The 24,153-nt window shown below is 69.8% G+C and carries 22 protein-coding genes and 3 pseudogenes; 7 read left to right on the top strand and 18 right to left on the bottom strand.

Translation table 11 applies throughout. The features are described from left to right. Window positions 1-40: 40 nt before the first annotated feature. The 3 genes from ACZ7OO_RS19445 to ACZ7OO_RS19435 all read left to right on the top strand — a co-directional run bounded on the left by ACZ7OO_RS19445 (window position 41) and on the right by ACZ7OO_RS19435 (window position 1,456). Window positions 41-202, top strand: a complete 162-nt coding sequence (locus ACZ7OO_RS19445) for a hypothetical protein (protein WP_471505995.1) — start codon at window positions 41-43, stop codon at window positions 200-202. A 215-nt stretch (window positions 203-417) separates the two neighbouring features. Further along, window positions 418-783, top strand: a complete 366-nt coding sequence (locus tag ACZ7OO_RS19440; RefSeq protein WP_471505994.1) for a hypothetical protein — start codon at window positions 418-420, stop codon at window positions 781-783. Window positions 784-1,294: 511 nt separating this feature from the next. Further along, window positions 1,295-1,456, top strand: coding sequence for a hypothetical protein (locus ACZ7OO_RS19435; protein ID WP_471505993.1), 162 nt, complete (start codon window positions 1,295-1,297; stop codon window positions 1,454-1,456). A 505-nt stretch (window positions 1,457-1,961) separates the two neighbouring features. On the opposite strand, the gene ACZ7OO_RS19430 is transcribed toward ACZ7OO_RS19435, so the two are convergent. The 15 genes from ACZ7OO_RS19430 to ACZ7OO_RS19360 form a co-directional block, all read right to left on the bottom strand. After that, complete coding sequence (locus tag ACZ7OO_RS19430; RefSeq protein ID WP_471505992.1) at window positions 1,962-2,528, bottom strand: Uma2 family endonuclease; 567 nt, start codon at window positions 2,526-2,528, stop codon at window positions 1,962-1,964. A 1,369-nt stretch (window positions 2,529-3,897) separates the two neighbouring features. Continuing rightward, window positions 3,898-4,659 carry a hypothetical protein gene (locus ACZ7OO_RS19425; RefSeq protein WP_471505991.1) on the bottom strand — a complete coding sequence of 254 codons (762 nt, stop codon included), beginning with the start codon at window positions 4,657-4,659 and terminating at the stop codon, window positions 3,898-3,900. 34 nt (window positions 4,660-4,693) lie between these two features. Continuing rightward, a complete protein-coding gene (locus ACZ7OO_RS19420) occupies window positions 4,694-5,167 on the bottom strand; it encodes a hypothetical protein (RefSeq protein ID WP_471505990.1) in 474 nt (157 codons plus the stop codon). A gap of 11 nt (window positions 5,168-5,178) precedes the next feature. Beyond that, window positions 5,179-6,453, bottom strand: a complete 1,275-nt coding sequence (locus tag ACZ7OO_RS19415; RefSeq protein ID WP_471505989.1) for an MCE family protein — start codon at window positions 6,451-6,453, stop codon at window positions 5,179-5,181. Next, window positions 6,450-7,742 (bottom strand): MCE family protein, encoded by a 1,293-nt coding sequence (locus tag ACZ7OO_RS19410; RefSeq protein ID WP_471505988.1) that lies wholly within the window; start codon window positions 7,740-7,742, stop codon window positions 6,450-6,452. Before ACZ7OO_RS19410 ends, ACZ7OO_RS19415 begins: the two co-directional genes overlap by 4 nt. After that, window positions 7,739-8,848, bottom strand: coding sequence for an MCE family protein (locus ACZ7OO_RS19405; RefSeq protein ID WP_471505987.1), 1,110 nt, complete (start codon window positions 8,846-8,848; stop codon window positions 7,739-7,741). Before ACZ7OO_RS19405 ends, ACZ7OO_RS19410 begins: the two co-directional genes overlap by 4 nt. Next, the gene (locus tag ACZ7OO_RS19400; protein ID WP_471505986.1) at window positions 8,845-10,044 is read right to left on the bottom strand and encodes an MCE family protein; all 1,200 of its coding nucleotides are present in this window, start codon (window positions 10,042-10,044) and stop codon (window positions 8,845-8,847) included. Before ACZ7OO_RS19400 ends, ACZ7OO_RS19405 begins: the two co-directional genes overlap by 4 nt. Next, window positions 10,041-11,081 carry an MCE family protein gene (locus ACZ7OO_RS19395; RefSeq protein ID WP_471505985.1) on the bottom strand — a complete coding sequence of 347 codons (1,041 nt, stop codon included), beginning with the start codon at window positions 11,079-11,081 and terminating at the stop codon, window positions 10,041-10,043. Before ACZ7OO_RS19395 ends, ACZ7OO_RS19400 begins: the two co-directional genes overlap by 4 nt. Next, complete coding sequence (locus ACZ7OO_RS19390; protein WP_471505984.1) at window positions 11,078-12,325, bottom strand: MCE family protein; 1,248 nt, start codon at window positions 12,323-12,325, stop codon at window positions 11,078-11,080. The genes ACZ7OO_RS19395 and ACZ7OO_RS19390 overlap by 4 nt, the downstream gene beginning before the upstream one ends. A 5-nt stretch (window positions 12,326-12,330) precedes the next feature. After that, window positions 12,331-13,146: an MlaE family ABC transporter permease gene (locus ACZ7OO_RS19385; protein ID WP_123976319.1), complete on the bottom strand. Its 816-nt coding sequence runs from the start codon at window positions 13,144-13,146 to the stop codon at window positions 12,331-12,333. A gap of 3 nt (window positions 13,147-13,149) precedes the next feature. Next, window positions 13,150-13,920: an MlaE family ABC transporter permease gene (locus ACZ7OO_RS19380; RefSeq protein ID WP_093498029.1), complete on the bottom strand. Its 771-nt coding sequence runs from the start codon at window positions 13,918-13,920 to the stop codon at window positions 13,150-13,152. Then, window positions 13,917-14,855 carry an ABC transporter ATP-binding protein gene (locus tag ACZ7OO_RS19375; protein ID WP_471505983.1) on the bottom strand — a complete coding sequence of 313 codons (939 nt, stop codon included), beginning with the start codon at window positions 14,853-14,855 and terminating at the stop codon, window positions 13,917-13,919. Before ACZ7OO_RS19375 ends, ACZ7OO_RS19380 begins: the two co-directional genes overlap by 4 nt. Window positions 14,856-14,972: 117 nt before the next feature. Then, the gene (locus tag ACZ7OO_RS19370) at window positions 14,973-15,986 is read right to left on the bottom strand and encodes an RNA polymerase sigma factor (RefSeq protein ID WP_471505982.1); all 1,014 of its coding nucleotides are present in this window, start codon (window positions 15,984-15,986) and stop codon (window positions 14,973-14,975) included. A gap of 53 nt (window positions 15,987-16,039) precedes the next feature. Continuing rightward, window positions 16,040-17,116 carry a lytic transglycosylase domain-containing protein gene (locus tag ACZ7OO_RS19365; protein ID WP_471505981.1) on the bottom strand — a complete coding sequence of 359 codons (1,077 nt, stop codon included), beginning with the start codon at window positions 17,114-17,116 and terminating at the stop codon, window positions 16,040-16,042. Window positions 17,117-17,701: 585 nt separating this feature from the next. Further along, complete coding sequence (locus tag ACZ7OO_RS19360) at window positions 17,702-18,238, bottom strand: hypothetical protein (protein WP_471505980.1); 537 nt, start codon at window positions 18,236-18,238, stop codon at window positions 17,702-17,704. A 207-nt stretch (window positions 18,239-18,445) separates the two neighbouring features. On the opposite strand from ACZ7OO_RS19360, the pseudogene ACZ7OO_RS19355 reads away from it, so the two are divergent. Beyond that, window positions 18,446-18,688, top strand: a pseudogene (locus ACZ7OO_RS19355) (tetratricopeptide repeat protein); the annotation flags it as partial. 154 nt (window positions 18,689-18,842) lie between these two features. Here ACZ7OO_RS19355 and ACZ7OO_RS19350 read toward each other — a convergent pair. Next, entirely contained in the window at window positions 18,843-19,094 is a 252-nt protein-coding gene (locus ACZ7OO_RS19350) for a hypothetical protein (protein ID WP_469101381.1), read from the bottom strand. After that, the gene (locus ACZ7OO_RS19345; protein ID WP_471505979.1) at window positions 19,091-19,447 is read right to left on the bottom strand and encodes a hypothetical protein; all 357 of its coding nucleotides are present in this window, start codon (window positions 19,445-19,447) and stop codon (window positions 19,091-19,093) included. Before ACZ7OO_RS19345 ends, ACZ7OO_RS19350 begins: the two co-directional genes overlap by 4 nt. A gap of 344 nt (window positions 19,448-19,791) precedes the next feature. Here ACZ7OO_RS19345 and ACZ7OO_RS19340 point away from each other — a divergent pair. Both ACZ7OO_RS19340 and ACZ7OO_RS19335 read left to right on the top strand, forming a co-directional pair. Further along, window positions 19,792-20,582: pseudogene (locus ACZ7OO_RS19340) on the top strand (helix-turn-helix domain-containing protein); the annotation flags it as partial. After that, a pseudogene (locus tag ACZ7OO_RS19335) lies at window positions 20,582-20,683 on the top strand (DUF397 domain-containing protein); the annotation flags it as partial. The pseudogenes ACZ7OO_RS19340 and ACZ7OO_RS19335, both read left to right, overlap by 1 nt. Before the next feature lie 258 nt (window positions 20,684-20,941). Here ACZ7OO_RS19335 and ACZ7OO_RS19330 read toward each other — a convergent pair. Next, on the bottom strand, window positions 20,942-22,255 hold the full coding sequence (locus ACZ7OO_RS19330; RefSeq protein ID WP_471505978.1) for a hypothetical protein: 1,314 nt from the start codon (window positions 22,253-22,255) through the stop codon (window positions 20,942-20,944). Window positions 22,256-22,309: 54 nt separating this feature from the next. On the opposite strand from ACZ7OO_RS19330, the gene ACZ7OO_RS19325 reads away from it, so the two are divergent. Continuing rightward, window positions 22,310-23,464: a tyrosine-type recombinase/integrase gene (locus ACZ7OO_RS19325; RefSeq protein ID WP_471505977.1), complete on the top strand. Its 1,155-nt coding sequence runs from the start codon at window positions 22,310-22,312 to the stop codon at window positions 23,462-23,464. The last annotated feature ends 689 nt before the right edge of the window (window positions 23,465-24,153 follow it).

Genomic DNA, 24,153 nt, shown 5'->3' with positions numbered 1-24,153 from the left:
ACCCGCGATGCACTTCGAGGTGCCGTAGCCGTCGTCGCCCATGGTCACGCTGCCGTCGGTGCCGGAGCAGATCGCGGCCGCGCCGAGGATCTGCGTGGCGTCGGAGACCAAGAACGCCTGGTCCGTGCCGCCGCCCTCGGGCGTGACGGTCAGCTTGCCGGGCGCGAGGTATCCCAGCGTGCCGACGATCGTGCTGTGGTGATCAGGATGCGGCGACGCTCCCTGGCACGACCCGGGGGTCGCTCCAGGGCTGGCCCGGGTGTGACCGGGGACTGCTGCATTGGCGTCACGGACGTCACCGGGTCGGGGGAATGCGCTTCCGGCTGGCGAGCCGGACATCCCGGGTAAGTGTGACTATCGCACCACGATGACATGGCAACTCCGGGCCGTCACCGTATCCGGTAGGAGGACCAGTTGATGAACCTCACCCTGAAGCGCCTGCTCGGCGCTACCGCGGCGGTGGCCGCGGGCGCCACGGCCTTGCTCGGCACCGGCGCCGGCACCGCTGACGCCGCAGGCAGAGCGCATTGCGACCGCGCCGAACGGGCCATCTGGATAGACGACCCCAGTCGCAACGTGACCGGCCACGGCTGCAGCCTGCCGGACAACGAGCGCCGCTGGTACAGAGTCGAGATCGACACCCTCGTAGAGCCCCACCACACAACGGAGTATCTGAACGGACGCGTCGATCGGACCGAGACCCTGCACGACAGGACCATCAGGTGCATGGGCTACACGTCCGAGAACGGCACGGTGAACTGGTTCGGCTGCGTACCTCGCTGACTACTCACCGGGGTTCCCGAGCCGACGCCGTCGTGTGGCTTGCTGTCCGGGAACTGGTGCGTCGCAGGAGGCGCTCGAGCGCGGAGCGCCTTGGGCGCTGAGGTCGGGAACGGGACGCATCCTGAAGTGATTGCGTTGCTTCTGGCGGCCGTTGGGGATGCGGGGGTGGTGCTCACGGCATGCTCGGCGTCACCCTTGGACCGGTCACCGGTCACCGGTCACCGGTCACCGGTACGGCCGGTGACCTCGTCCAAGGTGATGTGCACCAGCACCTCCCCAGAGACCGGCGCCCATGCCGACCGGGACCGGGTCAGGCGTTCACGGTGGTCCGAGTCGGAGACGACGAAGGAGTTCCGCGACCGGCTCCGGGGGAAGGTCCGCGAGGAGCTGGGGCGGGACGCCGGGCCGACGGCCGGGGTTATCGACTCGCAGTCCGTCAAGGCGGATGCCGTGGTCGGATCGGACGGCCGCGGCTTCGACGGCGGCAAGCTGATCAACGGGCGCAAGCGGTATGTCGTGGCCGACGCCGGTCGCCGGTGTCCGCAGCCGTCACCATCACGCCCAGCAGCAGGCCCCCTGTCATCTGGGCGGCAAACCGTGTGGGCTGCGCTTCGAGCTGGACGGCGAGGCCGTGCGCATCCCGTACTGGCTCACTCCCGGGCATGTCGCGTAGGGCGTGGTCGTGGCTGTGGGTGACGACCGCAGGTGATGAGGCGTCAGAAGGGGCAGACGTCGACGGCCCACATGTGCGGGCCGTCGACGTCGATGTCGTGCGAGGCGGGGACGTGTCCGGCAGCGCACGCGAACAGCCCGATCGATCACCTCGGCGGTGGCCTCCCCGCCCTCCGCCCCGCCGGGTCCCTGATCGGGCGGCCACCCGGTGCTCGGGCGCGAGCGCCAGGTCAACAGCGTCCACACCGGCCGCCGGGCCGTCCGAGCGCAGCAGGGCGTCGCACAACTCGAACAGTGCGTAGCCCCGCGCGGTCCTGCATGGGTCCAGCAGACTCACGAGTAGGAGTGGGATCGAATCCTTGCCGGGATGCCTGGCGCTGCCGCGCGGTGCTGTTCCTATGGTCAGAACCGTACGGCGAGCCACTTGATCCGGTTCATGCCTCCCGGTACCGGGCCGGTCCGCTCACGCATCGCTCACGCGCTGCCGACTGCTGAGCAGCGCCAGGTCAGACCTGCCCGAGGTCGATCTCCACCGGGAACGGGGCCACTACCTTGAGGACGCCGGTGAACACGTCTCCGTCCCGGTAGGTCTTCGTCGCGGGGTCGAGAACGTAGGTGTACACGAGAGGAACGCCTGTCGCGGCCTGCTCGATCCGCCAGTAGAAGCCGATGCCCGCCTTGGCGTACTGGTCGACCTTCACGATCCGGTCGGTGGTCTCCGAACCCGGCGACACTAATTGCGCGACCAGTAGCACGTGCTCAGGGCGGGTGGGGGTGATGTCGATCGTGTCTGCGCGGTACACGACGACGTCCGGGCGGCGATTGGTGAGCGGGACGTCCTGAAGCCGGACGTCGAAGTCCGTGTCGGCGTTCCACTCCGGGCCCGCGGCGGCATCCAGGGCATTCGCCAGAATCCGGGCCAGCCGGTTGTGCCGCTTGGACGCGCTGGGACTCACGACGACCATCCCGTCCACGATCTCGATGCCGGCGCACTGTTCCTCGGACCAGGACTCGTACTCCTCCGCCGTGATCTGCTCATGCATCCACGCCGGGGCCACCATCTCGGCCGTCATGAAGCACCTCCCGGACACTGTGCTGCGGGCCCGATCCCGCTGGACTCAGCGTACTGTCCCCCATCCATCCGGCATGCTGATCTCGCTCACGCCCCCCCGTCGGCCGGCATCCGACCGGCGAGCCCACGACAAGTGAAGAACTGGCGCGGTGGACTCGTCACCGGGGTATCGGAACAGACGAGCGACACCACTGAGACGGTGCAGGCTGCCCTGGCCGAACGGCGGGGCGCCGCCCTCGCCGGTGCCTCGGCAGGACTCGAACCTGCGACACCCGCTTTAGGAGTTTTCCTTGAGCAGGGCTGTGACCTGCGGAAATGTCGGCTGCTGGGTGTCTGATCCGGGAAACACCCCTCCGTAGTGTCAGCGAGGCTGCCAGGGGCCCTTCCTGGCACGGGAGGCACTACGAGGGGCCGTGCGTGTGCCTACGAAAGCTTCTCACCATGGTGCTACCAGTCAATGCCGCTGCGTCGACGTACAGGTACCACTCGGTGCAGGGCACCGTCGGCCTGTGGAGCAAGTACCCCATGACCGGGGTGAGGGCCGTCGTCAAGCCGGGCCGGACACGCGCAATGCGCGCCATGGCGCTTTCCGCGAGCCTGTCGGCCTCGCGGGGGCATCGTCCCAGGAGGCGCACGCGCAAAATCCGTGCGGCACCAATGGAACCCTCACCGGTGGACCCCCCACCTGCACGTACACCACCACCGGGGAAGACACCTTCACCGTTCCCTCCGGGGTGACCAGCATCCATGTGGTCACCGACGGCGCCAACGGCATCACCACGGATCAGCAGCGGAAGCTCCGGAGCACAGGTGACCGCGGACATCCCGGTCACGCCCGGCAGCACCCTGTATGTCGGGGTCGGGGTGGCAGGTGGCACGGGCGGCGGTGCCCGCGGCGGAGCAGGCGGCGACGAGTCCGACGTCCGCACGTGCTCAGCGTCTTCCGCCCCTTGCGTACTGACCGGCGTTCCAGCGACAGACCCGCGGATGCTGGTCGCCGTCGCCGTCGCCGTCGGCGTCGGCGTCGGCGGCGGCGGAGGCACCAACTTGCCCCTGCGGCCCGGTGGGCCCGGTGGCGTCGGGACTGCCAACTGCAACCCCGTTGGCGACGGCACCGGCGTCAGCGGTGCCGGCTCGGGCGGGAGTGGGATGTGCGCCTCCGGCGAAGCAGGCAGCGGAGGCAGCGGCGGTCGAAGCAACGGTGGGAACGGAACACCGGGTGCCGGGGGCCACGGCGGCAACTTCGGATCCCCCTCGGGCGGCGGCGGGCGGGGGCGCCGGCTTCTGGGGCGGACGTCTTCGGGCCGCACCCCGTTCCCCACGAAAAAGTGCCCCCGCACGACTGCGCGAGGGCACTTACGGACGCCTGGTCAGAGGGCGTCGACGCCGCTCACCTTCCAGCCGTCGGAGGTGCGGGTGAGCGTCATACGCACCCGGTTCAGGTCCAGCCGGGGCTCCGGGACCTGGGTGCTCCGGGTGACCTGGTTGACGAAGAGCAGGACGACGGCCCGGTCGGGTGTGGCCGACACGACGGAGACCGCCGGGCTGCCGCCGTTGGTGGGTGTGGCCACGGTCGCCTTCACCACGCCGTGGTACTTCGTCGCGGTCGGCGCGACCACCGCCTTCGTGGTCTTGCCGTACTGGTCGCGGAAGTGCCCGGTCAGCAGGGCGCGGGCCTGGGAGAAGTCCCGGTCCAGGTGCCGGTAGTCGTACGACAGCACGACCGGCGCCGCCTGCCGCGCCGCCGCGAGGGCCTCGCCGCGGGCCTGTTCCGCCTGCCGCCCCTGCCGGTACTGCCACCCGAGTACGGCCGCCGCGACCAGGGCCGCCACGAGGACGACGCCCAGCACCGCGGTGAGCACGCTCGGCCCGGCCTTGCGCGAGGGCGCGCCGTCCTCCGGCTGCTCCCCCTCGCACGACTCGGGCGACTCGGGCTCCGGCGGGTCCTCCCAGCCGTTCGCCGGGGGCTCGACGAGCAGGGTGCGCCCGGAAAGAGTCTGCTCTTCCTGGCGGGCACCGTGCTCGGGGAGCGCGGGCCGTCCGGCGCGCTTGGCTGCCGCGCGGGCGGCCGCGGTCATGGTGCGGCGGGCCGGTGAGCCGGTGCCGCGGGTGCGGGAGGTCGGGTTCACCATGGTGTCTCTTCTCATCGATGGCCTCACGGGTGGGTCAACCCACGAACGCGACGTCGGAGGTCAGCCAGCGGCCGGCCACGCGCGCGAGGTCGAGCTGGAGCCGGTAGGTGCGCGCCTGGCCCTCGGGCGCGGCGGTGTTGGTCACCTTGCTGTCGGCCACGACCAGGACCCGGGCCGAGCGCGCGTCGGACCGCACGATGCCCGCTTCCAGGACCTGCCCCTCGGACACCGACTTGTTCTGCGCAACCAGCTTCGTCAGCTGTGCGGTCTGCGCGGCGAACTCCTTCTTGAACTCGCCGGTGGCGCCCTTCAGCACATTGCCGCTGTCCCGGTCGTAGTGCCGGTAGTCGAGCGAGGTGAACCTCAGTGCCGACTGGCGGGCCGCCGCCAGGATGTCCTGACGGCGCTGTTCCGCCGCGCGCTGGTCGGACAGCTTCAGGCCCAGCCAGACACACAGCACGGTCGTCAGCACGGTCGCGGCGACGAGCCCCGCCGACAGCAGCCTCATGCGTCCGCCTCTCACGCCATCGGTCCCACGAGCAGCCATTGCCACGACTCCTTTCCGAACACGGTCTGTTCCCCGCCCGTCGAGCCGATCTCGAAGGGCGTTCCGTCCGGGCCGGTCACGGTGCCGGTCTCCGGGTCGTACGGGGCCACGAACGCGGCCTGGTCGGCGCCGTACCGACCGGTCGTCGCGCCGGGCGCGTTCTGCGCTCCGCGCACCGAGGTCTTGCTGCCGCGCGGTACCGTGCAGCGCGCGTCGGTGTTCGCCGGGCGCGTGCCGGTGTCGGCGGGGTCGCGCCGCTGGGTGCCGTAGCCCTGGGTACATGCGGGAGGGTCGTCGGCGTTCACGGTCAGCCCGAAGTGGGTGGTGCCGTCACCGGGGATGACCGTGTAGCTGCCCGCGACATTGAGCGGGAGTGTGACCAGGGCCTGTTCGACGCCGGGCAGCCGGGCCACGGTGATCTGGCCGCCGCTGATGAGGTTGGCCAGCAGGATCGGCACGTGCGGCCGGGTGGACTTCAGCAGGGAGTCCAACTGCTGGGCGGCGGGCGCGGTGTTGCCGATAAGCCTGCGCAGATCGCCGTCGCTCGACTTCAGCTGCTCGGTGAGCGTGGCCAGGTCGCGGGAGAACGACTTGATGGCCGAGCCCTCGTCGGCCTGTGTCTTGAGCACCTTCCGCGAGTCCTCGATCAGCGAGACCGTCTGGGGGAGCGAATCGGATGCCGACTCCACCAGCGCGTCGCCGGAGTCCACCAGTCGGCTCAGGTTCGGTCCGGTGCCGGCGAACGCCTTGCCCAGCTCGTCCACGGTGACCCGCAGATCGTCCTTGCCGACCGAGTTGACCAGCCGGTCGAGGCTGAGGACCAGGTCGGTGACCGGCAGCGGGGTCCGGGTGCGGCTGCGCGGGATCGGACTGCCGTCCATGAGGTACGGCCCGCCCGACCGCCGTGGCTGGAGGTCGACGTACTGCTCGCCCACCGCCGAACGGTCGGCGATCACCGCGAGCGTGTCGGCCGGGATCCTCGGGGCGCCGTCCTCGATCTTCAGCGCCACCGAGATCCCGGACCCGGTCAGCCGCAGATCGCCCACGCGGCCCACCGGCACCCCCCGGTAGGTGACCTCGGCGCCGGGGAAGACGCCCCCGGATTCGGCGAAGTCGGCGCGCACGGTGTAGCCGCGGTGCAGGACGTCGTCCACCAGGCCCGTGTACCGGGCGCCGACGTACGACACCCCGAGGGCGGTGACGGTCGCGAAGGCGAGCAGCTGGGCCCTGACCGTACGTGTGATCACGGCAGTATCCCCTTCAGCATCAGCTCGGCGAGGCCGAGATCGACCCCCGGCGGGAGGCGACGCGAGCCGCCCTTGGAGCCGTAGGCAGCGGTGCAGACCGGCGGGCACAGCAGGGTGCTGCCGTCGGAGGGCGTCGAGGGCACGGCGGGCGCGGAGGGCACGGAGGGCACGGAGGGCACGGACGGGGTGCCCGGCAGGGACGGGACGGACGGGAGAGGGATGGGAGTGGGGACGCCGGGAAGGTGCGGGGTCCCGGGGGCCGGGGACTTCCCGCCGTTGCCCGGCTTGCCGGTGACGTTGCCGTACAGGTCCGCCAGGTCGAGGTCGGCAGTGATCTTCAGGTTGACGTAGTCGCCCTTGACGGCGTCCGTCGCGTTGCGCGGGAACGGGTAAGTGGTCAGGAGCTCAAGGGAGTCGGGCAGGTCGTCGCCCGCCCTGTTCAGCTCCTGCAGGATGGGCTGGAGCTTCTTCAGGTCAGCGACGGTGTCGTCGTGGGAGGCGTTCACCACCCTGGTGCCGGTCTTGCCGAGTGCTGACAGGGCGGTGAGCATCTTCGTCAGGTCCTTGCGCTGGTCGGCGAGGGCCTTCAGAGCGGGCGGCATGGTGTCGACGGCCAGGGCGATCGTCTTCTTCTCGTTCTTCAGCCGCTTCGCCAGCCGGTCGACGCCCTTGAGCGCGCGCACGATCTCCGCCCGCTGGTCGTCGAGGCCGCCGAGGAACGTGTCGAGCTGCTTCAGCAGGGACCTGACCCGGTCCTCGCGGCCGCTGAGGGCCTTGTTCAACTCGACGGTGATCGTCTTGAGCTGGGCCACCCCGCCGCCGTTGAGCAGCGCGGACAGGGCCGACAGCACCTCCTCGACCTCCGGGTTGCGGCCGCTGCGGGACAGCGGGATGCGGTCGCCGTCGCGGAGCCGTCCGACGGGCCGTGTGCCGGCCGGCGGGGACAGGGCGACGTACTTCTCGCCGAGCATGCTGGTCTGCCTCAGATCGGCGACGGCGTTGCCCGGCAGCTTCACCGAGTCGGCGATTCTGAGCCGCACGCGGGCGTGCCAGCCGTCCAGTTCCACCTTCTCGACCGTGCCGACGGTGACGTTGTCGACCTTGACCGCCGACTGCGGCACCAGGTCCAGGACGTCCCGGAAGTCGACGGTGACGTGGTAGGCGTGACCGTCCGAGGCGGCGCCGCCGGGGAGCGGAACGTCGTACCAGCCGTTGAACTCGCAGCCGGTCAGCAGCAGCGAGCCGATCGCCGTCCAGGCGGCCACCCGCCCCTTGCGCTGCACGCTCATGCCGGTGCCCCCAGAATTCCGCCGAGGGTCTTGTCGACCGTGCCCGTCGACGCCGGGGCCGACGGAACCTCGGGCAGGGAGTCGAGAAGCTTCTTCAGCCCGGCACAGTTGTCGTGGTCGTCGCCGGTCGTCTTCAGGATCGAGCAGAGAAGGGATGACGGATCCTGCGGGGTCTGCGCGTTGTTGCGGGTGTCGAGGGTGCCGGCGGCAGGGTCGTAGGCGTTCTGCAGGTTCGACAGGCCCGTGGGGGCGACGGTCAACAGCTCCTCCAGAGCGTCCCGTTGGCTGACGAGGACCTTGGTGACCTTGGCCAGGCCCCGCACGTTCGAGGTCAGCGCCTTTTTGTTGCCCTTCACGAAGCCGGACACGTCGCCGAGTGCGGCGGCAAGGTACTTGAGCGCGGCCGCGAGATCCTTGCGCTCCCCGGCGAGTTGCCCGGCCACGTCGGCGAGGTCGGTGTTGAACGACCGCACGCTGGTGTCGTCCGCCGCGAGTGCGGCCGTGAACACCTGAAGGTTCCGCACGGTCCCGAACAGGTCGCCGCGTCCGCCGGACAGCGTGGTGACCGCCTGGGACAGGTCCTCCACCGTCTGGTGGAGCTTCTCGCCCTGCCCCTGGAGGTTGTCGGCGCTCACCCCGAGCAGCTGGGACAGCGAGCCCTTCTTGTTGGCACCGTTCGGGCCGAGCGCCTCGGCGGTGGTGTGCAGGCTGTCGAAGATCCGGTCCAGCTCGACGGGGACGGCCGTACGGGACTCGGGGATGACGTCTCCGTCCCGCAGCACCGCGCCCTTGCGGTACACCGGCAGCAGCTGCACGTAACGGTCGCTGACCACGGAGGAGTTGACGATGGCGGCCTGGGCGTCGGCGGGGACTTTGCGGCCCCGGTCGTATTCCAGCTCCACCCGTACCCGGTCGCCCTCCGGCGTGATCTCCCTGACCTCGCCGATGCGGACGCCGAGGACACGGACGTCGGAGCCGGGGTAGATGCCGACGGTGCGCGGGAAGTACGCCGTGACGCGGACGGGGCCGGGGCCCGGCCAGAGGACGACGGCGAGGCCGACGACGATCGCGAGCGCGGTGAACAGGGCCAGGAGTCTGCGGGTCATCGAGTGCCTCCCGTCCGTGGCGCGACCGGGGCGGCGACCAGGTTCTGGATGTAGGAGTCGAACCAGCGGCCGTTGCCGAGGGTGTTGGTGAAGAGCCGTACGTACGGGGCGAGCAGTCGGACGCTGCGGTCGAGGCTTGCCTGGTTGCGTTCGAGCATCGTCACGAAGGTGTTGAGGTTCTTGAGTGCGGGCCCGATCTCCTTGCTGTTGTCGTCGACCAGGCCGGACAGCTCGATGCCGAGCAGCGCGGAGCTCTTGAGCAGCTTGTGGATCGCCGTGCGCCGCTTGTCGATCTCCTTGAACAGGGCGTCACCGTCCTTCACCAGTGCGGAGAAGTCCTTCGTGTGACCGGCCAGCACCTCGGTGACTCCGTTCGCATGGTCGAGGAGCCCGCGCAGCGCCTTGTCACGGGCGGCGACGGTCCGGGAGATCCGCGACAGCCCCTTGACCGACGCCCGCACCTCCTCGGGGGAGTCCTGGAAGGTGACGGAGATCGTGTCCAGCGCCTTGGCGAGCCGGTCCGTGTCGATCTCCTCGGCGGTGGTCGTCAGGTCGCTGAAGGCCTGGACGACGTCGTACGCCGACACGGTCCGCCGGAGCGGGATCTCGCGGCCCGGCTTCAACTGGCCGGGCCCCTTCGGGTACAGGGCCAAGTACTTCGCGCCGAGGATCGTCTTGACACGGATCGACGCACCCGTGTCGGTACCGAACGCCGGACGGCCCTTCACTTTGAAGGTCACCTTGACGTGGTCGCCGTCCAGGTCGACGCCCTCGACCTTCCCGACCTTGACCCCGGCGATCCGTACCTCGTCGCCCGGCTTGAGCCCGCCGGCCTCGGAGAAGGCCGCGCTGTAGGTGTCGCCGCCGCCGATCAGCGGCAGGCTGTCGGCGTTGAAGGCGGCGACGGTGAGCAGCGCGAAGACGGTGAGGCCGACGGCGCCGACGACGACCGGATTGCTCCCCCACTGCCCGAAAGGCGTGGGAGGTGCCCCCACGCGGAAGAGCTTCAGGCGTGGTCGCTTGAGCCGGAACCTGGGCAGTTTCGGCGGGAGGACGCGTACTTTCACGAGGGGTTCGGGGCGGGGTTTGCGTCTGGGCAGCAGCCTGGGGAGTTTCGGCAGTTTCGGCGGGAGGACGCGTACCTTCACCAGCGGCTCGGGGCGGCGGACATTGCGCCGCCTGTTGCGCATGCTCATCCGCCACACCTCGCCTGCGCCACGTGCAGCTCCGGGCTGATCAACTGCTTGGTCTTCGGCAGCACGATCCGGCCGTCGAAGTCGCAGAGGTAGAAGTTGAACCAGGAGCCGTAGGACGCCGTCCCGGTCAGCTTGTCGAGCTTGTTCGGCAGCCGCTTCAGGACGCCCTCCACGGTGTTCTCGTTCCTGTTCAGCGTTCCGGTGAGATCGCCGAGCCCGGCGATGTCGTCCTTCAGCGGTGGACGCGCGTCCTTCAGCAGCCCCGACGTGACGTCCGTGAGGTCGCCGATGCTCACCAGCGACTCCCCGATGGGCCTGCGGTCGGCGGCCAGCCCCGAGACCACCCGGCGCAGCTGCGTGAGCAGCCCGGAGAAGCGGGAGCCGCGGTTGTCGAGCGTCTCCAGGACGGTGTTGAGGTTGTCGATCACCGATCCGATCAGCTTGTCGCGGTCGGCGAGGGTGCTGGTGAGCGAGGCGGTGTGCGCGAGCAGGCTGTTCACCGTGCCGCCCTCGCCCTGCAGGGTCTGGACGATCTCGGTGGCGAGCTGGTTGACGTCGCTCGGGCTGAGCGCGGCGAACAGCGGCTTGAAGCCGTTCAGCAGCGCGTTGAGGTCCAGCGCCGGCTGGGTCCGGGACAGCGGGATCGTGCCGCCCGGCCGCAGCCGGGCGGTGACGTCACCCGTGCCCTCGGTGAGCGCGATGTACCGCTGCCCGACCAGGTTGCGGTAGCGGACGACCGCGTGGGTCCCGGCGAGCAGCGGCCGGTCCGCGCTGACGGTGAACGTGACCTCCGCCAGGGTCCGGTCCTTGATCCGGATGCCGTCGACCTCTCCCACCCGCACTCCGGCCACCCGGATGTCGTCGCCGGTCTCCAGCCCGGTGACGTCGGTGAACACCGCGTGATAGGTGTCCTCGGGGGTGAAGGAGACGTTGACGATGGTGGCGGCGAGCAGCGCCGTCGCCGCGATCGTGACCAGCGCGAAGAGGCTGAACTTGACCAGCGGGGCGGCGGTCTGCCGGGCTCCTGACCTGCTCATGCGACACTCACCGCTGTTCCGCGCGCGAGCGGCCCGAACAGCAGGGTCGCCACGGGCGGCACCTGGTCCGCGGGGACGCCCATGACGGGGGCCACGAGCGAGCCGACGGCCCGCTGCTCGGCCCGGGTGGCGGACACGTCGACACCTCCGGGGAGTGCGCCGCCGGAACCTCCGGCCGACGTACCGTCGTCGAGGTGGGGCTTCGGCCCGGGCACCTGCGGATGCGGCAGGCCGCGGCAGTTCGGGCCGGACCGTTCGCCGTACACCGGCTCCTCACCGGGCCGGTACGCCCCCTGCGGCCGGACGACCTCGAGGGTGATCCGCATCTCGCCGCCCCGGAACGCGTCCTCCGACGCCTTCTCCTGCCGGACCAGGCCCTGGAACAGACAGGGGTACTCGGGGGAGTAGCGGGCGAACAGCTCCAGCGTGGGGCGGGCGACCCGGCCCAGGGTGATCAGCCGGTCGCCGTTCTCGGACAGGAAGTCGTTCGCCGTGCCCGCCACGGAGGCGGTCGCGCGCAGAGCCGAGGCCAACCGGTCCCTCTTCTCGACGATCGTTCGGCTGGTGGTGACCGTGTTGCGCAGGATCCGCATCAGGTCGGGTGCGGCGTCGCCGTACACCTCGGCGACGTCCGCGAACCGTGTGATGTCCTCCTCGAGGGAGGGCAGGTGCGGGTTGAGGCGGCGCAGATAGCCCTCGACCCGTGTGAGGTTGTCGCCGATCCGGTCGCCGCGGCCCTCCAGAGCGGTGGCGAACGCCGAGAGCGTGGCGTTGAGTTCGCCCGGCTGGACCGTCCGCAGCAGCGGCAGCAGGTCGTTCATCAGCTGCTGTACCTCGATGCCGACCGTGGTGCGGTCCTGCGTGATGACGTCCCCGGCGCGGATGGGCCGGGCCGCCGACCCGGCGGGCGGCACGAGATCGACGTACTTCTCGCCGAAGAGTGTCTTGGGCAGCAACCGCGCGTGTACGTCCGAGGGGATGTACGGGACGTACTCCGGCTTGAGCGCGATGTCGAGCGTGGCCTTCGTCCCGTCCGCGTGCGTTGCCCGAACCTCGCCGACCAGCAGCCCGCGCAGCTTGACGTCGGCGCGCGACTCGAGCTGGTTGCCGAGCGTGTCGGCCTGCAGCGTGATGCGCACGACCGGCGTGAACGCCTGCTCGTAGACGGCCACGGCGAGCGACAGCAGCAGCGCGAGCACGGCGATGAACGCGACGCCGTACAACCTGAGTCTCAGTGCTCTCATCGGCCTCACCCCGCGATTCGTACGGTTGTGGTGGCGCCCCAGATCGCGAGGCTCAGGAAGAAGTCCAGGACGTTGATGGCGACGATCGAGGTCCGCACCGCACGGCCGACCGCGACGCCGACGCCCGCTGGGCCGCCGCTCGCGTGGTAGCCGTAGTAGCAGTGCACCAGGATGATCAGGACGGCGAAGACGATCACCTTGCCGAAGGACCAGAAGACGTCGACCGGTGGCAGGTACTGGTGGAAGTAGTGGTCGTACGTGCCCGTCGACTGCCCGTAGTAACCGGTCGTGATGGTGCGGGCGGCGAGGTACGAGGACAAAAGCCCGATCACGTACAGCGGGATCACCGCGACGAAGCCGGCGATCATCCGCGTCGTCACCAGGAACGGCAGCGACGGGACGCCCATCACCTCCAGCGCGTCGGTCTCCTCGCTGATCCGCATCGCACCGAGCTGCGCGGTGAACCCGGCGCCGACTGTCGCGGACAGGGCGAGTCCGGCCACCAGCGGGGCGATCTCCCGGGTGTTGAAGTACGCCGACAGGAACGCGACGAAGTTGGAGGTGCCGAGCTGGTTGAGGGCCGCGTAGCCCTGGAGGCCGACCTCGGTACCGGTGAAGAAGGAGAGGAAGGCGATCACGCCGACCGTGCCGCCGACGACGGCGAGGGCGCCTCGGCCGAAGCTCACCTCGGCGAGCAGCCGCAGGATCTCCTTCTTGTAGCGGCGCACGGTGCGGCCCGTCCAGGCCAGTGAGCGCCCGTAGAAGGAGAGCTGGGAGCCGAGCTCTTCGAGAGCGTCCAGTGGACGGCTGAGAAGTCGCATTGGCTAACCCCTCTGCGGGACGACCTGGAAGTACACCGCGGTCATCACGAAGTTGGTCACGAACAGCAACATGAAGGTGATCACAACCGACTGGTTGACCGCGTCGCCCACGCCCTTCGGCCCGCCCTGCGCGGTCAGCCCCTTGTAGGAGGCGACGATCGCGGCGATCGCCCCGAACACCAGCGCCTTCAGCTCGGCCGCCCACAGGTCGTCCAGCTGGGCGAGGGTGGTGAAGGAGGCCAGGTAGGCGCCTGGCGTGCCGTTCTGCAGGATGACGTTGAAGAAGTAGCCGCCCGCGACGCCGACGACAGACACCAGACCGTTGAGCAGCACGGCCACCACCATCGAGGCCAGCACGCGCGGCACCACCAGCCGGTGGATCGGGTCGATGCCGAGCACCTGCATCGCGTCGATCTCGTCCCGGATCTTGCGCGCCCCGAGGTCCGCGCAGATCGCCGTGCCTCCCGCGCCCGCGATCAGCAGGGCCGTGACGATCGGCGAGGCCTCGCGCAGCACCGCGAGCACGGACGCGGCCCCGGAGAAGGACTGGGCGCCGAGCTGCCGGGTCAGGCTGCCGATCTGGAGCGCGATGACCGCGCCGAAGGGGATGGACACGAGGGCGGTGGGCAGGATCGTGACACTCGCGACGAACCACGCCTGCTGGATGAACTCTCTTGCCTGGAAAGGCCGTCGGGGCAGGGTCCGGACGACGTCCAGGGCCATCGCGAACAGGTTGCCAGAGTGCCGTAGCGCACCGGTGGGGGACAGGCTCATGCGTCGGCCACCTCCTTCCGCTGCAACTCGGCCTCTCGTGCCGCGATCGCCTCCCAGCGGGGCGGTCGGGTGATGCCGGGGCCCGGCAGCAGGCGGGGGGTCAGAGGCCTGCTGCCGGGAGTCCTGGTGGGTTCCTGGATCTGGGCGAGTTCCTGTTCGACCTGGGCCGCGTCCTTCTCCTCCGCCATGCCGATCGGCCCCTGCATCCGGCCGTTCAGGAACTGGCGGACGACCGGCTCGTCGCTGGTCAGCAGCTGTTCGCGAGGCCCGAACATCACCAGCTCGCGCCGGAACAGCAGCCCGATGTTGTCGGGGACCTGGCGGGCGGAGGCGATGTCGTGGGTGACGATGAGGAAGGTCGCGTCGATCTGCGCGTTGAGGTCGACGATGAGCTGGTTGAGGTAGGCCACACGCACCGGGTCGAGGCCGGAGTCCGGCTCGTCGAAGAGGATGATCTCCGGGTCCAGGACCAGCGCCCGGGCAAGCCCGGCGCGTTTGCGCATACCGCCGGAGATCTCGCCGGGCAGCTTGGCCTCGGCGCCGAGCAGCCCGACCATGTCCATCTTCTCGAGCACGATCCGCCGGATCTCGCTCTCCGACTTGCGGGTGTGCTCGCGCAGGGGGAAGGCGATGTTGTCGTACAAATTCATCGAGCCGAACAGCGCGCCGTCCTGGAACAGCACGCCGAACAACTTCCGCACCTCGTACAGATCGTGCTCACGCAGCCTGGTGATGTCCCGCCCGGCCACCGTGACCGAGCCGCGGTCCGGCTTGAGCAGGCCGACGAGCGTCTTGAGGAACACCGACTTGCCCGTCCCGGAGGGGCCGAGCATGACCGAGACCTCCCCGGCGGGCAGCGTCAGTGACACGTCCTGCCAGATGACCTGGTGACCGAAGGACTTGGTCAGCCCTTCCACACAGATCTCGACACCCATCCGGTCCCGCCCTTCGCCCGTGCCCTCGCCCGTGAGTAGCTCCGACGACTGCTCTACGGGGAGGGGCGGGGCGTCCGTCGCGGCGGACCCGGATTTTTTCGGACGGGTTCGCGGGCCCTACGGCAGCTTCACGCGAGGCGTACTCGGGGTGGGTACGGAGAGCGGGGCGGACGGTACGGCGTCAGGGGCCGGGACCGGCGGGACCGACGGCGGTGCGGGGACGGCCGACACAACCGGCAGGTCCGGAACCCGCGGCACCGCGGGAGCCGACAGGCTCGGAAGCGAGGCGGGCAGGACGGCCGGCAGGGGTGGCACGGACATCTTCGCCGACGACCCGCCGGCAGTGGACGCGGCTGGCCGGTGCGCGCGGCCCGTCGGCTTGCGTGCGGCTTCTGGCGTCCCCGGGACCCACGCCCGGGCCGTGCTGTCCGACCGGATCGCCCCGGCACCGGTGGACACCGCCGGCCGGGGCGCCGGGCCCTTCCCGCCGCCGTCCAGCGCGTACGGCAGCGCGAAGCCCGTCACCACCAGCGTCGCCGCCGTCGAGGCCACGGCCACCGTGTGCGCCTTGCCGCCCGCGCGCGGCCGGCCGCGTCCCAGCAGGAACAGCACGAGCCCGAACGTCCCGGCCAGCGAGGCGCGCAGCGTTCGCCGGGCGCGGGCCAGCAGGGACTCGACGGTCCGGTAGCTCAGCCCCATGCGCACGGCGACCTGGCCGACGTCCAGGTCCTCCGACTTCAGCCGCAGCGCCTCCGCCTGCCGGGCGGGCAGCTCACCGCTGCGCACGGCGAGCCACTTCGCCTCGGCCCGGTCGCACACCGCCTCCTCGACGGGTACCGGGCCCGGCGCGACGAGTGTGCGGCGGCTGCCCACCTCGGCCTCGCGGTTGACCTGCCGGTGCCGGTCGACGCACAGCCGTATCGTCACCGTCGTCAGCCAGGCGCCGAGCCGCTCGTCGTCGAGGTCCGGGCGCTCCGCGGCCCGCAGCATCGCCTCGTGAACGGCGTCCTCGGCGTCCTCCCGGCTCATGGATCGCCGCCGGGCCACCTTGAGCAGCTGCTCGCGATGGCTCCACATGCGCTGCCAGCGCTCGTCGTCGGCCGCTGTGTCCGCAGGAATGTCCGTCGCCATGAGGGCCCCTTCGCACTCACCCGCCGGTCCTGTGCTTCCGGCGGGTGGCGACATTACCGCCGGGTAGGGGCATTTGTGGAGGGGGAGACGTCCATCGTGTTCCCGCCGTTGCCGGTGGTCAGCGGACCCGCGTCGGGCAGCACACCGAAGTCGGGCAACGTGAGGGTCGGTTCGGGGACGGGAACCAGCGGCGGCCCGGACTCCTTCGGGACGCCGGCCTTGGGGGACGGGCTCGGGGAGGGCGAGGTGGGCGGGGGCGACGGCGTGTGCGAAGGACCAGGGCCCGGCTCCCGATGGTCCGACGGCTTCGGCCTCTTCGGGCGGGCGGGCTTCGGCCGGTCCGACCGGGAACCGTCGGACGCGTCCGGCACCACGCGGTGTCCGGTCAGGTAGTACGCGTACCACGCCTTGACGGTGCGCAGATAGGCGTCGGAGTGGTTGTAGCCCAGGATCGCCCGGTCCAGGTCGGCGGGGTTCGACAGGTCCCGGCCGCCCGCGCACAGGTAGCGGCCGGCGGCGAGCGCCGCATCGTAGACGTTGTTCGGGTCCGCGCGTCCGTCGCCGTTGCCGTCCGCTGCCCAGCGGGCCCAGGTGGACGGGATGAACTGCATCGGGCCGACCGCGCGGTCGTACACCGTGTCCCCGTCGTACGCACCGCCGTCGGTGTCCGCCACGACGGCGAAGGCGCCGCCGGTCAGCCGCGGGCCGAGGATGGGCGTCACGGTCGTCCCGTCCCGGGTCACCCGGCCGCCCCGTGCCTGCCCGGACTCCACCTGTCCGATCGCGGCCGGCAGCTGCCAGCGCAGCCGGCAGAGTGGCGCGCTGCGCGCCAGCTCCTCCTCGGCACGCCGGTACGCGGCGAACATGGTCGCGGGCAGGGCGCCGCCGCCCGACACTCCGTGTGCCGGGCCCTTCTTCCGCGTCCGCAGCGGGGGAAGGCCGGTGCGGTACGGGGCGTCGCCGGACACGCTGAGGCCGTGCTCGGCGGGTGCCGCCCTACGCGCGGGCTCCACGGCCTCGGCCGAGACCGCCCTCGGCGCCTGCGACGCGGTCAGCACGGCCATCGCCGCTGCCGCGATCGCCGTACCCCTGGCACCCCTCAGTGCCCCCTTGAGTGCACGCGCTGTCACTGTGCAGTCCCCTCCGTGGGTGAATCCGTCGTCTGCTCTACGCGGCCGGGGAGCAGGTCCGTCGCGCGCATCCGGGGGCAAACGGCTCCACCCCTGCAGGACCGCCCGCGTACCTCCCCCCTGGAGGGCAGGCGGCCCGACCCACGTCCGGGGGTCACTTTCTTCAGCGCAAGCGGGTTTCAAGTAGCACGGGTGAGGCCCGCCGCCATGAGGTCAACACATCTGTGCGGTGTTGATCTTGCGAGCGTTACAGATCGTCCACGAAGTCCGCCGCACGCGTGAGCATGAAGGGCCCGGCTGCGGGCAGGCGAGGAATGTGGGCGGGGCTGTGACCTGGGAAAACGTCGGCTGTGGGGTGTGTGGCCTGGGAAGACACCCCTCCCTAGTTCTCACGTGTTCACGGGGTTTCCCGTCCCCATGTGTGCTGAATCCGTTCCGGCGAGGACTGGCGGCGAGGCTGTCAGGGGCCCTTCCTGGCACGGGAGGCACCACGAGGTGTCCTGCATGCGCCTACGAAAGCTTCTCTCCATGCCTATACCAGTCAATGCCGTTTGCTGGGCGGGACGGCCCGCTCGCGGTTGACGGTCACAGGCGGGCGAAGTCCTGGCTGACGAGCGCGCGCAGTTCGTGGGCGGACTCCGGCGCCAGGCGGTAGATCCCGTGCACGCTCACCGCTCTGCGCAGCTCTCCGTCCACGACGTGCTTGATCTGCCGTTCGCTGCGCCGCGATCTGTAGGTGAGGCGGGTCAGCAGATCCCCGGGGACCGGCAGGCCGAAGTCGAGCGGAGTGCCGGGTGGGCCGACGAGGACCTCACTGACGCAGCTGGTCTTCAGCAGCCGCCATCGGATCAGCCGGACGTAGTCCTCCATGGCCAGGTGTTCACCGACCGTGTCGTAGTCCAGCAGGCGTCCGACCTCCATGCTGCCGAGCACCCACAACTGCTTGCGGAACACGCGGATCGGGTAGATGACATCCCCCGGCCTGACCCCCGCTCGCGTGAAGCTGGGCAGGGAGTGATGCGGCCCGCCGAAGAGGACGCTCAGCCGTTCGCCCGCGAAGCCGCCGGCGACGAGCGCCTTGCAGAGGTCGTTGGTCCACAGGGTGGTGTACGCGTCAGCCATGGTGGGAAGTTATCCGCCCGCACTGACATCACCATGCTCGTCCAGCACCGAAAGGGCACCGCTTGTCCGCCTCCGGACCGCGTCCTAGGCTGGCGGTCTCTTTCCTTTGATGAAACGGCGCCCCGGGATCTGACTCGCACTCTGCCCGGGGCGTCGCCGCGTCCGGCAGGCAGGGGTGCAGGAGCATCCCAAGGTGTGGTTCGAACCGATCCCGGGGATCCGGTCACCGCAGGCCACGCACTGCAGCGCTTCCTTCGGGCCTTGGGTGTGGCCCCGGCCGACATTCCCCAGGATGTCGACGATGCCGCGGGGATGTACCGTTCACTGCTCGCTGACCGTCGGGTCCTGATCCTGCTGGACAACGCGGCCACCGTGAGCCAGGTCCGGCCGCTGCTCCCCGGCAGCGGAGCCAGCCTCGTCGTGGTCACCAGCCGCAACCGCCTGGCCGGCCGCACCCACATCGAGTCTCTGCTGGCCGGATTCGACGACTGAGCCGGAGTGCTCGCCCACGGCCACGAACCGGCGGCTGGGCACCCAGGTCTTCCACGGTCAGCCGAGCCAGAAGAACGCACCCGCTCCGAAGAGCCGGGGGTTGACCGTCGGATCAGATCCAGGTCACTTGGCGAACGTACACGCATTCATGCCGGGGAACGATGAGGTAGACGAAGAATCCGCTGTCGACATGTGCGGTATCTCCCTTCGGGCCCAGCCCTTCGTACTGTGTTCCGTCGAGGTAGAAGGCCGCAGCTGCCCGCACCAGCTCGTCAGCCTTTTTCTCGACCTCGGCGACGAACGCCGGCGGTGCTCCGCCGATGACGTACGCCTCGCTGGGGTCGTACTCCCACCTCCACGTCACTCGGACACCGCCAGCGTCGCCGCCTCCTCGACGACACGCAGCTCGTCCATGGCGGATCGGAATGCGGGGTCGTCCTTGCTGGTCGTGCCGTGGATCGCGGCGAGAGCACGGCTACGGCGTGCGGAGAGATCGGGCCGGCGTTCGATCTCCACCTGGGCGGCCCAGTGGGTCAGCCAGTGCTGAAGGTGCCCGATCTTGCTGGTCCGGATGGCGGCGGCGAGCGCTTCTTCCTTGTGCTTTTCCATCTCGTCCAGGCGGTGAGGGGCGATCCGGGCGAGCGCCACGCGGACGGCGTCGGGGGTACGTTCGGGGCGCGGTACCAGCTCCGTGCCGTGGTCCGGCTGTGTGCTCACGATGTCCTCCCAAGGGTGCCAGGCCAGCATAGCCAGCCGGGGCGTACGCATCAGACGTCGTCGTCCAGGCCCTCCCCGCGGCGGATCATCCGCTGCGCGGGGTGGAGCTGAACGGCATCGCGAAGTGGCCTGTGGGGCTGGTGGGCCGGGGGACGCGGTCGGGGGATGCGGTCTCACTGTTCATGCCCCGACGCTCCCGGTGGTGGCGTAGCGTGACCAGGGGTGACGCGCCGTCGCGTGACGGTTGTACGCGACGGCGCGGGAGGTGTACGAGGCGCGCGGCGTGACCGGCTCGGGGCGGGCGTGTTGGGCCGGGGAACCGAGCCGGGGAGGCGGTGAAGCCGATGGAGTCGGTGGATTCGGTGGAGCGAGGCGAGGGCGACGGCGAGCGGGAGGACGCCGGGCCGAGGCCGGAGGACGAGCCGGGGTCGGGCGTGGTGACGGCGTTCGGGCGGCAGTTGAAGCTGCTGCGGCTACGGGCGGGCCTGGACCGGGTGGAGTTCGGAAAGCTCATGGCTACGCGGCCCAGTCGATCGCCTCCTTCGAGCAGGGCCGACGGATTCCCTCGCCCAGGTTCATCGACCGCGCGGACGAAGTGCTGGACGCCGGGGGCGTCCTCAAGGCGCTGAAGGAGGAGGTGGGGCGGGCGCAGTATCCGGCGTTCTTCCGGGACATGGCGCGGTTGGATGCGGAGGCGGTGGCCCTCCATGTGTACGCGGCCCAGGCGGTTCCCGGCCTGCTGCAAACCGACGAGTACGCGCGAGCCGTGTTCACCATGCGGCGCCCGCTACTTGACGAGGACACTACCGAGCAACGGGTCGCAGCCCGCCTTGCCCGACAGGAGACCTTCTCCCGCAGGCCGATGCCGACCTTGAGTTTCGTGATCGAGGAGTCGGTACTTCGACGCCCCATCGGTGGTTGGGCGGTATTGCAAGGACAGCTTGAGCAGATCATGCTGCATGCGCACCGCCACAACGTGGAGGTCCAGATCATGCCCAACGAACGCACGGAGCACTGCGGTCTGGCCGGACCCTTCACCTTGATCGAGAACCGCGACGGGCGGAGGATGGCCTACGTTGAGGTCCAGCGGGACAGCCGTCTGCACAGCGACAGGTCGGCTGTCAGGGAGATCGACTGCCGGAGTCAGCCTGGTTCAAGAGCAGCCATAGCAGTGGCCAGGGCGGGGAGTGTGTCGAGGTCGCCGCTGCCACCGGAACCGTACACATCCGGGACTCGAAGGTCCGATCCCGACCGGTTCTGACGGTCGCCCCCAACGCGTGGGCCGGGCTCGTCCGGCTGGCCGCCGACCAGGCCATCCGAGCCGTACATTCGTACCCCCCCGTGGGCTCAGTCGCTCGGGCGGCTGGGCCCACGTCCGGGGTCGTACTCCACCTACACGTCACTCGGACACCGCCCGTCGCCATGTCCTTGACGGTACGCAGCTCGTCCATGGCGGATCGGAACGCGGGGCCGTCCTTGCCGAAGCGAGCGCGCCTACGCTTGCATGGGCAGCGCAGGGAACACGACCACCGAGCCGTCGTTGTTGCGGGCAATCTCAATCGCCACGTCTGTCATAAGGCTGTTGACCATTACGCCGTCGCCCAGCTTGCGAATCCGGTGTGCCGCGCGCATCAAGCGATCGACTTCGCTAGTCGTGAAGACGGGCATCAAACCGTTTGGGCGCGCCAACTCCAGCGCCGACAGGCGTACCAGGACACCGGCGATGCTCGACTCCAGTTCGTCGAGGCGCTGCTGGTCGCGCTTGAGCTCGCGGGTGAAGTTCTCGAACAAGTTGTCAGAGTTGTCCTGGGCATGCTCGACAGCCTGCAGGACGACGACCCGCCGCTTCAGCGCAATGGCCAAGGCGGCGAGTTCGAGGTGGGCGCGGAACGTGCCGCCGTGCTCGTCGACGCCGGGGAACGACTTGGTCAGCGTGCTGATCTCGACGGGCTTGTCGTCGGGCAGCTTGTCGAGTGCGGTCTGCCACCGGGCAAGGCGGCGGTCAGCGGCGCCCAGAGCCGTGTTGATGGCATGTACCGCCGAGTCCAGTCCTAGCGAGATACCGAGTTTGCCCTGGTCGAGCAGAATGGCGGTGGCTTTGTCGATGGCATCGCGGCAGCCGTCGAGTTCGCTGTGCTCCTCTTCGAGCTTCTGTTCGTGCAGCTGCTCCAGCAGCTCTGTGATGTGTTCGATAGCCTGCTGGCGCTTGTAGTCGGCATGCGCGCTCACCCCCACCGCTACGGCCATGAGCACGAGCGGCGCGGCCACGGTGAGCACCGCGCTGCCGGCGGCCGCGACGCCGGCTGTCGCACCGGCTCCGCCGACTGCGCCTGCTGCCGCCGCTTTACCGACCGGCACGAACGTCGCATTGGCGGCGATGCCGGTCGAGTTCATGAGTGCGCTGTGGATGCCACCGGCCGCCGCTTTCGACGCCATCGGACGAACCATGCCCTGACCGAACTGAGCGGCAACCTTCGCCGGAACCACCATGCGATACAGGTTTTCGCCGGCAGCGGTCGCCCTGGCCGCCGTAAGGGAACTTCGCGTCGATTGCGTGATGAACTGTGACAGGTGCTGCGCCAGGGGACTCGCGGCATCGAGCGGGATACCTCGGCTGCGGTCGAGCTTGGCGGGCAGCGGATGCACCTCGAGCGTGGCAATCGGCGCGTCGGCCAGGGCGGCCAGCACACCGCGCAGTTCAGCCAGGCGCTCAGCCGTCATCGGCTCGCCTCCGGCCAATGCGGGTACCCGGACGTCACCGGTCGCCAGCGTCCACACCGGAACGAGTGCCCTGCGGGCGTCAGTCATCTTCTCCCCCTCTTTTCCCGCAACAACCTATGGCTTACATCGGACAAGAACGGCATGAACCTCGTGCATTCGTTTACGGGCGCTGTCTGCCGGCGCACCTACGATCATCCGAACAAAACCGCCACATCACCCACAGGCGTCAGGCCGCAGACGAATCGAGGCCAAAGGGTGCCCCGACCGGCATGTCCAGCCGGGGTGTACGCCTCAGACGTCGTCGTCAAGGCCCTCCACGCGCTGACCCACATCGAGGCGGACATCACCCGTGGTCAGTGGCACGACCCCGACGCGGGCAAAGTCCACTTCGGCGAGTACGCCACGGCGTCTGTCAAAGACCGCAGGCCGGCGACCGGTTCGCGGGAGCGTCACGAGTCGGTGATCAGGCTTCACCTGCTGCCGACCTTCGGTGAGCGGCCCTTGTCCTCGATCACGACGGCGCGTGTACGGGCCTGGCGTACGGAGTGCCTGACGCGGACCGGTGAGCCGACGGTGGTGAAGGCGTATCAGATCCTGCGGGCGATCCTGAATACGGCCGTTGATGATGAGCTGATCCGGCGCAACCCGTGCCGTATCAAGGGCGCCGACCGCTACGACGTGCCGGAACGTCCAGTCCTCACGGTGGCCGAGGTCTTCGCCGTGGCCGACTCGATCGCCGCGCGCTACCGGCTGCTCGTCCTCCTGGCGGCCTTCACGGGCCTGCAGTTCGGGGAGCTGGCATCGCTCCGCCGGCGCGACGTCGACACGGACAACGCGGCGCTGATGGTCCGGCGCTCACAGGCGGAAATGCAGACGGGAGCTCTCTTCGACAAGGCGCCGAAGTCCGATGCCGGGGTCCGGCCGGTGGCCTTCCCGACCGAACTCCTGCCGGACGTGAAGCGGCATCTCGACGCCTACGCCGGGCGTGGTCGTGACGGGCATGTCTTCCTCGGGCCTCAGGGCGGTCGGCTGCGGCGCAGTAACTTCCGTGACGACTGGATCAATGCCCGGAAGGACGCCGGGGTGACGGTTGATGCCCACTTCCACGATCTTCGCCACACGGGCAACACCCTCGCCGCGTCAGGCGCGAGCCTGCGTGAGCTGATGACCAGGATGGGGCACAGCACACCCCGCGCGGCGCTGATCTGTCAGCACATGGTCAACGGCCGTGACCGCGAGATCGCCGATCGGCTCGGCTCGATGGTCCGTAAGGAACGGGGCGATGCGGACTCATAGCGGGCCATCTGGCACGTGTGTGGCACGGCCGTGATCACGGCAAAGGGCCAGTTCGAGGGGATCATGCCTCTGAACTGGCCCTTAGTCGTGTGCCCCCGGCAGGATTCGAACCTGCGACACCCGCTTTAGGAGTTTTCCCTGGACAGGGCTGTGACCTGTGGAAACGTGGGACTCAGTGCGTCTGGCCCGGCGAAACACCCCTCCGTAGTTCTCGCGTGTTCATGTTGTTTCCCGCGCTCATATGTGCTGAATCCGTTCCGCGGGGACACCCCATGAGCCGACTCAGTGACGAGTTACGTGCGGTCCTCGCGCCTCTCGATCGCCTGCGCGGCCCGGCACTGCTCGTGTTCCTCGGCGACGCGGCCTGCCTTGAGGTAGGCGCGGCCGAGTCGGCATCTCGGCGGTCCAACAGGCATGGTCTGCCTTGCCGAGTTCCACCGCATGGCCGACGACGGTGGCGAGAACTTCTGCCCTCGCATGCTGTGTGGCACATCCACGAACAGGCAGCCGTCCGGGTAGTGCCGGCGGATCTCATGAGCGGCGCATACGACGCGCGCGGTGCGGGCAGCCCGGGAACGCCCACGAAGGCCGCCGGGCAGCCCACCACGTTCAGCTTCAGCTCCACCGGCGATCCCCTGCCCGCCGGGTGCACCGAGGCGGGGACTCCGGACTGCCAGGCCAGCGGCTTG

It is taken from the genome of Streptomyces sp. NPDC111744 (assembly GCF_055634995.1).
This window is presented reverse-complemented; position numbering and strand designations above follow the sequence as displayed.